Source organism: Clostridium sp. (assembly GCF_051654825.1).
GTDB lineage: Bacteria > Bacillota > Clostridia > Clostridiales > Clostridiaceae > Clostridium.
On sequence record NZ_JBOFYU010000188.1, the window covers coordinates 1 to 11,927 of the forward strand.

The window sequence follows — 11,927 nt, forward strand, 5'->3', positions numbered from 1 at the left end:
CTTGGTATTCCAGTAAATATAAATAAGCATACAAGCTCTACAGAAGCTACTATAAGAGAGTTTCTTAAGATTATACCTTGTCTATTTAATCCATTAAGTATTCCAAACATAGTTCCAGCTGGGAAGAAAAGTGGAGCACATAATGATGCTATTCTTATATATCCCCCTAAGTCATCTCGTTTGAAAAACATTTCTCCAAGGGAGTTAGGTATTATATTACAAATAATAGCAGTAGCTAAGCCAAGTAAAAAGGCTATTTTCATTACTTTTCTAATTCTTACTGAAGCATTATAATAATCACCCTTACTTATCATTTGTGAAAGATCAGGAATAATAAGCGAATTTATAGATGTTATAACAATGGCTGGAAAGCTTACTATGGCGAGAGCCATTCCAGTAAATTTACCTATCATACCTAGTGCAACTGAATATTCAAAACCAGCAGCCATTAGCCTTCTTGGAATTACTAAAGTTGATGCAGTAGAAAATAAATTTCCTAAAAACCCATTTAAGCAAAGTGGAAGTGCAATTATTAAAACATTAAACAATAACTGCGAAGTTCTTTCAGGCTTGTTATAGCTAACAGGTGTTTTTTTAGAAACATATTTAAAGTAAACAAAAAGTAATAATAAGCTTTGTAGTTCTCCAACAGCTAATGATACATAAGCTAAGGTAACTAAAGCAGTAATAGAAGTAGCATTAAACATAAAAATTAGAAGTGCAATAATTATAATTCTCATAGCTTTTTCTAATATATCTATAAAAGCAGGCATCTTTATTTTAGAAACACCATAAAAATAACCCTTAAGTATATTAGATAAAGCTATTAAAACCATGGCAGGGCAGGTAACCCTTATTGCATTTACAGTTCTAACATCATTAACTCCATATTTACTAATGTAAGGAGCTAATAAAAATACAACAATACCTACTAAAACAGCCCAAACTATATTGAATATTGCAACTGTTCTCATGGTTTTAGTAACGTTGTTATGTTCTCCTTTAGAGGTATATACAGCTGAAACTTGAGAAATAGCAGCAACTATACCTGCAGTCATTAAACATATAAATAGATTATATACTGGCATTACCAGTCCATAGAGCCCCATTCCTTCAGGACCGATAAGGTTAGAAAGATAAATTGAAAATATAAATCCTAGTACTCCTGTAGTAATATTTGAGGCTGTAAGTAAAAATGAATTTTTTACAAAGTTATCTTTTCCCAAAGCTCTTCACTCCTTTAAATTACATTTATATTTATTCAGTAAAGAAGTTAAATATGATATTAAAAGCAAAGTATATGATTTTAACTAGCCATACTTTAGAAATATTATTAAGTTTATCTAATATAAGTACATATTTTAAATCTAGCTTATTTTTAATATATAGCTGTAACTTAAAAATAAAAGTTAAATATACTTATGAAATAAAGAGCAAAATTTAATTTATAGGAATTATTTTATTGAAGTTAAAATATAAATTAATCATAAGGAGAAAAGGAGGGAAACATATGAAACGGTTTTTAAAATTTTTAGTTTTATCTATACTTATAGTAAGTTTTGCTTTTGGGATTTTTAAATTAACTAATAAGTATAACTTAGATGTAGCATATCAAAATATAGATTGGTCCATAATAGTAAAGGGATGTGATGATGCTAGAAGTTTTGATTTTGATGATGAGGGAAATTTATACATAGCATTTAATGATACTATAAGGATTGTAAATAGTGATGGAAAAGATGAAGTAATTATAAGAGAAAGTGCTTTTAATATTTTAGATATTATATGGCATGATGATAAGCTTTTTATAGCTACAGATAATAGGGTAATAGAATATAATTTAAAAACTAATGAAAGTGTAGATTTAATTACTAATATACCAAACCTAGGTGAAAATAAAGATGTAAGCCTTTTATATAAGGATAATAAGCTTTTTGTATCAATAGGAAGTAATACTAATGCAGGTATAGTAGAAGAAAAGGGTAAAAAGGAAGATGTACCAACTACCACATGGACATTAACTGGAAAGAATTTTGGAGAAAATCCAACAGGAATATTTTCACCTTATGCAGTTACAACAGAGCCTTCAGAAAAGGTTAAGGGAAAGGAAATAGGAAATGCATCTGTAATAACTTATGGCTTAGATAATAAGGCAATTAAGTTATATGCTGATGGAATTAGAAATATAAAAGGTTGGGATATTGATAGCGAAGGACGAATAAAGGGAATTATAGGTGGTATGGAAAATAGAGGTCCAAGACCTATAATGGATGATAAGGATTATATATACACTATTAATGAGGAAACCTGGTATGGGTGGCCAGATTATAGTGGTGGAGACCCTATAACTTCACCAAGATTTACAGATGGAAAGAAAATAGAATTTTTAATTCAAAATCATCCGGATAAAACACCAGAAAAGCCATATTATCAGCATAGTGATGTTTCAGCGTTAAATGGTTTTGCTATAGATAAAGAAGGAGCATTATTTGAAAGAGACACTATAGTATTTAGCGATAATAAAGAAGGGGTTTTATATGCCTTAAATGATGCTCGTATTCTTAAGCCATTAGTTGAGCTAGGAAATGGAAGCTATGTAGAAAAAATAAAGTTTCATAACGATAGCTTCTTTATTTTAGATAGTAGTGTAGGATGTCTTTATATACTGCAATCAAGTGATTCAGGAAGCATATTTAATCTTCCAAAGATATTTTGGGTTTTCTCAATAGCATTTATAGTAGTATTATTTATAATAATATTATTTAAATTTAAAAGTAAAAAGAAAGTAAATTAAATTAATAAATAGATTGCTAAAGAAAATTTTAGCAATCTATTTTATTTATAAAGATATTAATAATTTCAAAAAAATGGTAATATAATAATGTATACTATTTACAGTGGGAGGAGAAAATGAAATGGGAAAGACTATAATACTTAATTTATCAGATGTTAAGCTAAATGGTGATGTTCTTGATATAGGTGAAAGCTTTGGTGTAATTTATAACTTATCAAAAGAAGTTGTAGAAGAGCTTTCAGTAGATTATGTAGGAACAGAAACTAGGTATTTATTAAAAGAAGAGGAATATGATACCTGCACAATATTTTTTCATTTAAGTAAGATTTGGAATACAAATGGAAGAGAAGCACTTATTGATGAAGTAACCAAATACTTAAAGGTTGGAGGAGAAATATGTATTTGGGATATAAATAAAGATGTTGGTTCTGTTATAAGTAATAAAATAAGAGCACTACTACCATCAGGTAATATTAGAGAGTTTGAATTTAAGAATTTAAATCCCATTTCTAAATGTGATATAGAAGAAAATAAAATAATACTTGAAAAATCCTACAAAATAGAAGAAACTAAACTTTGGGAAGATATTCATTTTATCAAAGCTAGAAAAGTGTGAAAGGAAGATTAAATTATGAAAGTTTTACTTACAGCTATAAACTCTAAATTTGTTCATAGCAATTTAGCTGTTAGATATTTAAGTGCATTTACAAAGGACATGGATTACACATGTAAAATCAGGGAGTTTTCTATTAATGATAGGGATGAAAAGGTGCTAGAAGAAATTATAAAAGAAAAACCAAATGTAGTAGCCTTTTCAACCTACATTTGGAACATAGAAATGGTAAAGAGGCTATCAGAGCTTATAAAGAGAGTAGATAGTAGTATAGAAATACTTTATGGAGGGCCAGAAGTATCTTATGATAGCCAAAACATATTAAAGGAATTAAATGGTGAGTACATAATTGAAGGTGAAGGGGAAAAGACATATAGAGAATTTATAGAATATAAGCTTGGAAATATGGAAATAAGAGATATAAGAGGTTTATATTTTAAAGAAGATGGTGAAATAATAGCAAATGGAAAAAGACCATTGATGAATATGAATGAAATAGTATTCCCTTATGAAGAAGATGAAAATTTAGATAACAAGATAGTTTACTATGAAGGATCAAGAGGATGTCCTTTTAACTGTAAATATTGTTTATCATCAACTACTCATGGAGTAAGATTCTTAGAGATTGAAAGAGTTAAAAAGGAACTTCAATTTTTTGTAGATAAAAAGGTTAGGTTAGTTAAATTTGTAGATAGAACATTTAACTGTAACCATAAGTTTGCAATGGCAATATGGGAGTTTTTAATTAGCAGGGAAACAGATACTCAATTCCACTTTGAAATATCAGCAGATATATTAAAAGATAAGGAACTTGAGTTATTAAGAAATGCTCCAAAGGATAGATTCCAATTTGAAGTAGGAGTTCAAACTACTAATGATGATGTTTTAACTCGTATTAACCGTTTTGTTAATTTTAGTGATATAAAGGAAAAGGTAGAAGAGCTTCTTCAAATTAAAAACATAAAGCAGCATTTAGATTTAATTGCAGGACTTCCAGGGGAAGATTACATATCATTTAAAAAGTCATTTAATGATGTTTATAGCATTGAGCCAGAGGAAATCCAATTAGGATTTTTAAAGCTACTTAGAGGGTCTTCAATGAGAGAAGAGGCTAAGGAGTATGGAATGGTTTATTCACCTTATCCACCATATGAAATACTTAAGACTAATGATATAAGCTATGATGAGCTTTTAGTTCTTAAAAAAGTTGAGGAAATGGTAGATAAGTATTATAATTCTCAAAAGTTTAATAACATAATAAAATATTTAGTTAAGGAATTTGAAACTCCATTTGATTTCTTCTTAAAATTAGGTGATTTCTTTGACTCAAAAGGATATTTTGATAGAAATATCGGAAACAGTGAGTATTATAAAGTATTTTTAGATTTCAATATGGAAATATTAAAAAGAGATAACTCTATTTTAGTAGACTTAATTAAGTATGACTATTTAAACTTTAATAAGAGAAGAGGAATGCCAGCATTTTTAGAAAGAACTTTAACTAAGGAATTAGAAGGAGAAATAAAAGATAAGCTTAGATCCCATTACTCCTTTAAAAATTATCATGTGGAAGAGTTCCGTATAAATATAAGCGAATTTGTGAATAAAGATATAGTGAAAAAAGAAAATAGTTACTACTTATTTGGCAATGGAGGTGAAGTAATAGATATAACTAAAGAAATTTTTTAGAAAATTTATCTAAAATAGAGGAAAAGTAAAATAAAACCTTTACATTGATAAAAAAAATACTTTGTTTACTAATAGTTTAAAATTAAATTGTTGAAAAATAACTAGAACAGTGTATAATGGAAAATAGTAAAAAGTATTCAATACTATATAAAGTGCTGAATACATACTGTATTAAGTATTATACTTTAATACTGTATATATACTACATTAAAGTTGGTCAAAAAGGTGGTGATATTTTGGCATTAGAAGCAATTAGTGAAATCAAAAAAGCTGAAGCTAAGGCTGAAGAATTAGTTTTAAATGCAAATGCTAAGGCAAAAGAAATTGTTAGTAACGCAAAACTTCAAGCAGAAGAAGAGTACAACAAAATCTTATCTGAAGCAAGAGCTACTAAAGCTAAGCTAATGGAAGATGCGACTATACAAGGGAATAAGGAAGCAGAACCAATCTTAGCAAAAGGTGAAAAAGAAGTTGAAGGCATTAAAAATATGCCTAGCGAAAAGAAAGATAATGCTATTAATTTAGTCGTTGAGAGGATAGTGAAGATTCATGGCAATAGTTAAGATGAACAAATTCACTTTACTTACTTTCGAATCTAAAAAGAAAGAATTACTTCGTAAGCTTCAAGGTATCGCAGAGGTTGAGTTTATAAACTTACAAGATGAAGAAATGCTTGAAAAGTATGAAGTGTTACAAGGTCTTTCAAAAGATGACTTAGATTCAGACTATGTAAAGTGTGAAGAAAATTTATCAAAGACTAAATCCGCTCTTGACTTTCTACAAAAGTACACTCCAAAAAAATCAATGATACAAGAGCTTAAGGAAGAAAAGAAAGCTTTAAGCATTGAGGAATTAGAAACGAGTGCACTTACTTCAAATTGGGAAGAAGTAGTTAGCTTACTTAAGGAAAAGGAAAAAGAAATTACTGGACTTGAAGGGCAAATCACAAAGTTAAATGGAGAAATAGATTTATTAACTCCATGGGAAGCTTTAGATGCACCTTTCGAATCATTAAAGGAATTAAAGACAATTTCATTTTTCTTAGGAAGTATTTCTAAACAATATGAAGAAGAACTGTTATCAACTCTTACAGATGGATTCGTTGAAATAGTTTCAAGAACTGCTAATGATATTAATTTATTAGTTGTAGTTCATAAGGAAAAGGAAGACGAAGTTTCAGAGTTATTAAGAGGTTTTGGATTTAGTTCTTTCAAAACGGAACATAAAGATGCTCCAATGAAATTAGTTACTGATTTTAAATCTGAAATAGAAGAATTAAAATCAAAGATCTTCTTTGTAAAAGAAGAATTAGCAGCTTATGAAGAATATGAAAATACATTAAAGCTTGTATTTGAATGTTTCTCAAATGAAATGCTAAGAAAAAAATCAGTTAAAAACTTCTTAAACATATCATCAGTAGTTGCAATACAAGGATGGACTCCTGTAGAAAGCAATGAAAAATTAACTTCAGTATGTAAGGATGTTCTAGGAGAAGATTATTACGTAGAATTTGAAGAAGTTAAAGAAGATGAAGTTATGAATGTGCCAATAAAGCTTAGAAATGGTGCTCTTGCTTCAAGTTTTGAATCAGTAACAGCAATGTTTGCTTATCCAAAATATGATGAAATAGACCCAACACCATTACTTACACCATTCTACTTAATATTCTTTGGTATGATGGTTGCTGATATTGGATATGGACTACTTATGGCACTTACAACATTATTAGCTTTAAAATTATTTAAGCTTGATGATGAAAAGAAGAAGATGGTTAAGTTCGGATTCTATTTAAGTATTCCTACAATATTCTTTGGAATAATATATAATTCTTTCTTTGGTGGAATAATTAAATTACCATTTACTATTATAGACACAGAAAGAGATATAAATACAATTATGATATTATCACTAGTGTTTGGGGTAATTCAAATATTTACAGGTCTTGTTATTAAAGCAGTTATGCTTATTAAGACAGGAAGAGGAAAGGATGCTTTCCTAGATGTTGGTTCATGGGTTATTGCCCTAGTATCAATAGGTATATTTGGATATGCTAGCTTAGGTGATACAGCTTCACCACTTAAAATGGTAGGTATAGTTGGTATGGTAATAGGAGCTATATTAATCGTTTATGCAGGTGGTAGAGAAGAAAAATCAAATGGTGCAAAGATTGGTCAAGGTTTATATTCATTATATGGAATAACAAACTATGTAAGTGACCTTGTATCATATACAAGACTTATGGCATTAGGATTAGCAGGTGGATCTATTGCAGCTGCAATCAATATGATAATAAGCATGATACCAGGATGGTCAGCTATTATAGTTGTTCCTTTATTATTCTTACTTGCACACTTATTCAATTTAGGATTAGGACTGCTTGGAGCTTATGTTCATACAGCAAGACTACAATACATTGAATACTTTGGAAAGTTCTATGAAGGTGGAGGAAGACAATTTATGCCTTTCAAAGCTACAGAAAAATATATTAACATTAAAAAATAGTACAATTTAGGAGGATTTTATTATGGAAATGAGTTGGATAAAGTTTTTTATCGAAAATAACGGAGGATTTGTATTTGCTGCTTTAGGTATAGCATTAGCAGTAGGTATGTCAGGTATAGGTTCATCAAAAGGTGTTGGAGTTGCTGGGGAAGCAGCTACTGGATTAGTTGCAGAAGAGCCAGATAAGTTCATAAAGGCGTTAATTCTTGAATTATTACCAGCTACACAAGGTCTTTACGGTTTCGTTATAGGTATTATAGCATTAGGTAAAATCACTGAAGGTTTAACATTTGAAAATGGATTATTCATATTATTTGCATGTTTACCAATAGCTATTTCAGGTTTATGGTCAGGGGTTGCTCAAGGTAGAGTTTCAGCTGCAGGTATGCAAATCATAGCTAAGACTCCAGAAAAACAAATATCAGCAATCATGTTAGCAGTAATGGTTGAAACATATGCATTATTAGGATTCGTTATTTCAATTATGTTATTAGGTAAAATTTAAGGATTGGAGAGATAACATATGTCAAATATAAGTAATATAACTTCCAAAATCCTTAAAGATGCGGAAGAAAGAAAGGAAAATATATTAGCTTCAGCTGAAGAAGAAAAAAATAAAATTCTTTCAAGAAGAGTTAATGTAGCTAAAGAAGAGCAAGCGGAAATAGTAGCTAAAGCAGAATCAGAAGCTAAAACTAGAAAAGAAAGAATACTTTCAGCAGCTTCATTAAAGGTTAGAAATAACAAATTAACAGTGAAGCAAGAAGTTATACAAAGTGTCTTTGATGCTAGTATAGAAAAACTAACAGCACTTTCAAAAGATGAATTATTAGGCTTTGTTAAAAATTCAATACTTTCTTTAGGTGAAATTGGAGATCAAAATCTAATTTTAAATGCAGAAGGTCTAGAGTTAGTTGATATTGCTTTTATATATGAATTAAACCAAGAGTTAGGGGATAAAGGTAATATACATTTAAGCCCTAATACTGGAAACTTCAAAGGTGGGTTCATCTTAGAGAAGAATGGTATTGAAATCAATAATACTTATGAAGCTTTAGTAAGTTCATTAAGAGATGAATTGGAGTTTGAAGTAGCTAGAGTATTATTTAATTAAGGGGGGTAACTGATGAATACAATGCAATTTACCCAAGCACTATCAAGAATCTGGGTATTAGAAACCAGACTTCTTGATAAAGCTAAAATAGAGAGAATGATAGAGGCAGATTCAGCAAATGACATAATAAGAATGTTAAGTGAAACTGAATATTCAAATGTTATGTCAAATGTTAAAAGAGCAGAAGACTATGAAGAAATTTTAAGTGCAGAACTTAAAAGAGTATATAAATTAGTTTATGAGCTTTGCCCTGTTAAAGAGATTGTAGATTTAATGAGCATTAAATATCAATATCATAATTTAAAGGGTATGCTTAAAGGAAAGCTTTTAAATAAAGATTTCTCTTACATGCTAATAGATTTAGGTAGAGATAATTTAGATGAATTAAAGCGTAAAATTGCAGCTGATAATTATAGAGGATTAAAAGCACCAATGCAAAAGGCTATAGAAGCCGCGCTTGTAGAATTTGAAGCTACAAAAGATCCACAAAAGATTGATATAGTAATTGATAGATACATGTTTAATGAATTATCAGCTATAAAGAAATCTTTAAATTATGGATTTACAGATAAGATAGTTAATGGATTAATAGATTTAACTAACGTTAGAACTTTGGTAAGAATTAAAAAGCAAGGAAAAGAAAAAGAATTTGCACAAGAAGTCTTAATTGATGGCGGTTCAATTTCAAAATCTAAACTTGTAGCATTAATAAATGAAACACCAGAGAACATAATGACAAAGTTAAGCTTCTCAAGTTATTCAAACATAATAAAAGAAGGAATTGAATCATACATAGAAACAGGTTCAGTAAATCTTTTAGAGAAGTTAAGTGATAATTATATTATGAAACTTATGAAGGATTCAAAACTTGTTACCTTTGGTCCAGAAAGAATATTAGCTTATATTTACGCAAAGGAAACAGAAATCAAGATAATAAGAATTATAATGGTTGGCAAGCTTAATAATATTGCTGAGGAAGTAATAAGAGAAAGGCTGCGTGATATTTATGTATAAGAAAATAGGAGTTGTTGGAGACAAGGATTCAGTTTTAGCTTTTAAAGCATTAGGAATAGATGTTTTTCCAGTAGTAGATGCAGATGAAGCAAGAAAAGCTGTTGATAAAATGGCAATGAATGATTATGCAGTAATATTCATAACAGAACAAGCAGCACAAGAAATAGAAGAAACTATTGCGCGTTATAATGAGCAAATGCTTCCTGCTGTAATATTAATTCCAAGTAACCAAGGTTCATTAAACATTGGACTTAAGAGAATTAGTGATAGTATGGAAAAAGCCGTTGGCGTTAATATTTTATAGGGAAGGTAGGTTAGTAAGTTGAAGACCGGAAAGATAATTAAGGTTGCAGGTCCTTTAGTTGTTGCTGAAGGAATGGAAGAAGCAAATATATACGATATGGTTAAAGTTGGTCAAAGTGGTCTTATCGGTGAAATCATCGAAATGAGAAATGATAAGGCTTCTATCCAAGTTTACGAAGAAACTACAGGAATAGGGCCTGGGGATCCAGTTGTTACAACAGGAGAACCATTAAGTATAGAATTAGGACCAGGACTTATAGAGTCAATGTTTGATGGTATCCAAAGACCACTAGATGCTATTGAAAAAGCTGCAAACTCACCATTCTTAAAGAAGGGTGTAGCGGTTAAATCATTAAACAGAGAAAAGAAGTGGGAGTTTACACCAACAGTTAAAGTTGGAGATGTAGTTGAAGCTGGTGACGTAATAGGAACAGTTCAAGAAACTGCAGTTGTTCTTCACAGAATAATGGTACCTTACGGAGTTAAGGGAACTGTTAAAGAAATTAAATCAGGTGATTTTACAGTTGTTGAAACAGTTTGTGTTGTTGAAACTGAAAATGGACCAAGAGATTTAATGTTAATGCAAAAATGGCCTGCAAGAAAAGGTAGACCTTTTGCAAGAAAAATGAAACCAGAAGCTCCTATGACTACAGGTCAAAGAGTTATCGATACATTCTTCCCAGTTGCTAAAGGTGGAGCTGCTGCAGTACCAGGACCATTCGGAGCTGGTAAAACAGTTGTTCAGCATGCTATAGCTAAATGGGGAGACAGTGAAATAGTTGTTTATGTTGGATGTGGAGAGCGTGGAAACGAAATGACAGACGTTCTTAATGAGTTCCCAGAACTTATCGATCCAAAGACTGGCGAAAGTTTAATGAAGAGAACAGTTCTTATAGCTAATACTTCAAATATGCCAGTTGCAGCTAGAGAAGCTTGTATATACACAGGTATCACAATAGCTGAATACTTCAGAGATATGGGATACTCAGTTTCAATCATGGCTGACTCAACATCAAGATGGGCAGAAGCATTAAGAGAAATGTCAGGTAGACTTGAAGAAATGCCAGGGGATGAAGGATATCCAGCATACCTAGGTTCAAGACTTGCTGATTACTATGAAAGAGCTGGTAAAGTTGTTTGTTTAGGTAAAGATGGTAGAGAAGGTGCTGTAACTGCTATCGGTGCGGTATCACCTCCAGGAGGAGATATTTCAGAACCAGTATCACAGGCAACACTTAGAATAGTTAAAGTATTCTGGGGACTAGATGCACAACTTGCATATAAGAGACATTTCCCATCAATTAACTGGTTAAACTCATATTCATTATATGACGAAACTATTGATACATGGATGAATGAAGAAGTTGCAGCTGATTGGTCAGCATTAAGACAAAGAGCTATGGCTATACTTCAAGAAGAATCAGGTCTTCAAGAAATAGTTAGCTTAGTTGGTATAGATGCATTATCAGAAAAAGATAGATTAAAGCTTGAAGTTGCTAAGTCAATAAGAGAAGATTATCTTCAACAAAATGCATTCCATGAAATTGATACTTATGCATCACTTGCAAAGCAATATAGAATGCTTAAGTTAATACTTTCATTCCAAACTGAAGCTGAAAGAGCTTTAGAAGCTGGAGTTTACTTAAACAAGATATTAAAATTAGATGAATTAAGAGATAAGATAGCTAGAAGTAAGTACATTCCAGAAGCTGATATAGCTAAAATGGATGATATACATGCTGAATTAGTATCTACAATTAATACATTAATCAACGAAGGAGGGGTTCAAAATGCTTAAGGAATACAGAACGGTTACAGAAGTTGTTGGGCCTTTAATGGTAGTTGAAGGTGTTGAAGGCGTTAAATACGACGAACTAGTTGAAGTAGAAATACAAACT

11 protein-coding genes are annotated in these 11,927 nt (G+C 30.6%); 10 read left to right on the top strand and 1 reads right to left on the bottom strand.

The window, feature by feature from the left end; genetic code table 11:
• On the bottom strand, positions 1-1,226 hold a 1,226-nt coding region (gene spoVB / locus ACRDBA_RS10935), incomplete at its 3' end, for a stage V sporulation protein B (protein ID WP_438572948.1).
• A gap of 284 nt (positions 1,227-1,510) precedes the next feature.
• Here spoVB and ACRDBA_RS10940 point away from each other — a divergent pair.
• The 10 genes from ACRDBA_RS10940 (at position 1,511) to ACRDBA_RS10985 (ending at position 11,827) form a co-directional block, all read left to right on the top strand.
• Positions 1,511-2,794 carry a hypothetical protein gene (locus tag ACRDBA_RS10940; RefSeq protein ID WP_438572949.1) on the top strand — a complete coding sequence of 428 codons (1,284 nt, stop codon included), beginning with the start codon at positions 1,511-1,513 and terminating at the stop codon, positions 2,792-2,794.
• Positions 2,795-2,915: 121 nt separating this feature from the next.
• Positions 2,916-3,410 (top strand): hypothetical protein, encoded by a 495-nt coding sequence (locus tag ACRDBA_RS10945; protein WP_438572950.1) that lies wholly within the window; start codon positions 2,916-2,918, stop codon positions 3,408-3,410.
• Between the two features lie 15 nt (positions 3,411-3,425).
• On the top strand, positions 3,426-5,096 hold the full coding sequence (locus ACRDBA_RS10950) for a B12-binding domain-containing radical SAM protein (RefSeq protein WP_438572951.1): 1,671 nt from the start codon (positions 3,426-3,428) through the stop codon (positions 5,094-5,096).
• Positions 5,097-5,332: 236 nt separating this feature from the next.
• Positions 5,333-5,659 (top strand): ATPase, encoded by a 327-nt coding sequence (locus tag ACRDBA_RS10955; protein WP_438572952.1) that lies wholly within the window; start codon positions 5,333-5,335, stop codon positions 5,657-5,659.
• Positions 5,646-7,598 (top strand): V-type ATP synthase subunit I, encoded by a 1,953-nt coding sequence (locus tag ACRDBA_RS10960; RefSeq protein WP_438572953.1) that lies wholly within the window; start codon positions 5,646-5,648, stop codon positions 7,596-7,598. Before ACRDBA_RS10955 ends, ACRDBA_RS10960 begins: the two co-directional genes overlap by 14 nt.
• Before the next feature lie 22 nt (positions 7,599-7,620).
• The gene (locus ACRDBA_RS10965; protein WP_438572954.1) at positions 7,621-8,103 is read left to right on the top strand and encodes a V-type ATP synthase subunit K; all 483 of its coding nucleotides are present in this window, start codon (positions 7,621-7,623) and stop codon (positions 8,101-8,103) included.
• 18 nt (positions 8,104-8,121) lie between these two features.
• Positions 8,122-8,712 carry a V-type ATP synthase subunit E gene (locus ACRDBA_RS10970; protein WP_438572955.1) on the top strand — a complete coding sequence of 197 codons (591 nt, stop codon included), beginning with the start codon at positions 8,122-8,124 and terminating at the stop codon, positions 8,710-8,712.
• A 12-nt stretch (positions 8,713-8,724) separates the two neighbouring features.
• Positions 8,725-9,726, top strand: coding sequence for a V-type ATP synthase subunit C (locus ACRDBA_RS10975; RefSeq protein ID WP_438572956.1), 1,002 nt, complete (start codon positions 8,725-8,727; stop codon positions 9,724-9,726).
• Positions 9,719-10,030 carry a V-type ATP synthase subunit F gene (locus tag ACRDBA_RS10980; RefSeq protein ID WP_438572957.1) on the top strand — a complete coding sequence of 104 codons (312 nt, stop codon included), beginning with the start codon at positions 9,719-9,721 and terminating at the stop codon, positions 10,028-10,030. The genes ACRDBA_RS10975 and ACRDBA_RS10980 overlap by 8 nt, the downstream gene beginning before the upstream one ends.
• 18 nt (positions 10,031-10,048) lie before the next feature.
• The gene (locus tag ACRDBA_RS10985) at positions 10,049-11,827 is read left to right on the top strand and encodes a V-type ATP synthase subunit A (RefSeq protein WP_438572958.1); all 1,779 of its coding nucleotides are present in this window, start codon (positions 10,049-10,051) and stop codon (positions 11,825-11,827) included.
• Positions 11,828-11,927 lie beyond the last annotated feature (100 nt).

Coding starts and splice junctions, on each gene's coding strand:
- ACRDBA_RS10940 (WP_438572949.1), top strand. CDS start 1,511: ATGAAACGGTTTTTAAAATTTTTAGTTTTATCTATACTTATAGTAAGT.
- ACRDBA_RS10945 (WP_438572950.1), top strand. CDS start 2,916: ATGGGAAAGACTATAATACTTAATTTATCAGATGTTAAGCTAAATGGT.
- ACRDBA_RS10950 (WP_438572951.1), top strand. CDS start 3,426: ATGAAAGTTTTACTTACAGCTATAAACTCTAAATTTGTTCATAGCAAT.
- ACRDBA_RS10960 (WP_438572953.1), top strand. CDS start 5,646: ATGGCAATAGTTAAGATGAACAAATTCACTTTACTTACTTTCGAATCT.
- ACRDBA_RS10965 (WP_438572954.1), top strand. CDS start 7,621: ATGGAAATGAGTTGGATAAAGTTTTTTATCGAAAATAACGGAGGATTT.
- ACRDBA_RS10970 (WP_438572955.1), top strand. CDS start 8,122: ATGTCAAATATAAGTAATATAACTTCCAAAATCCTTAAAGATGCGGAA.
- ACRDBA_RS10975 (WP_438572956.1), top strand. CDS start 8,725: ATGAATACAATGCAATTTACCCAAGCACTATCAAGAATCTGGGTATTA.
- ACRDBA_RS10980 (WP_438572957.1), top strand. CDS start 9,719: ATGTATAAGAAAATAGGAGTTGTTGGAGACAAGGATTCAGTTTTAGCT.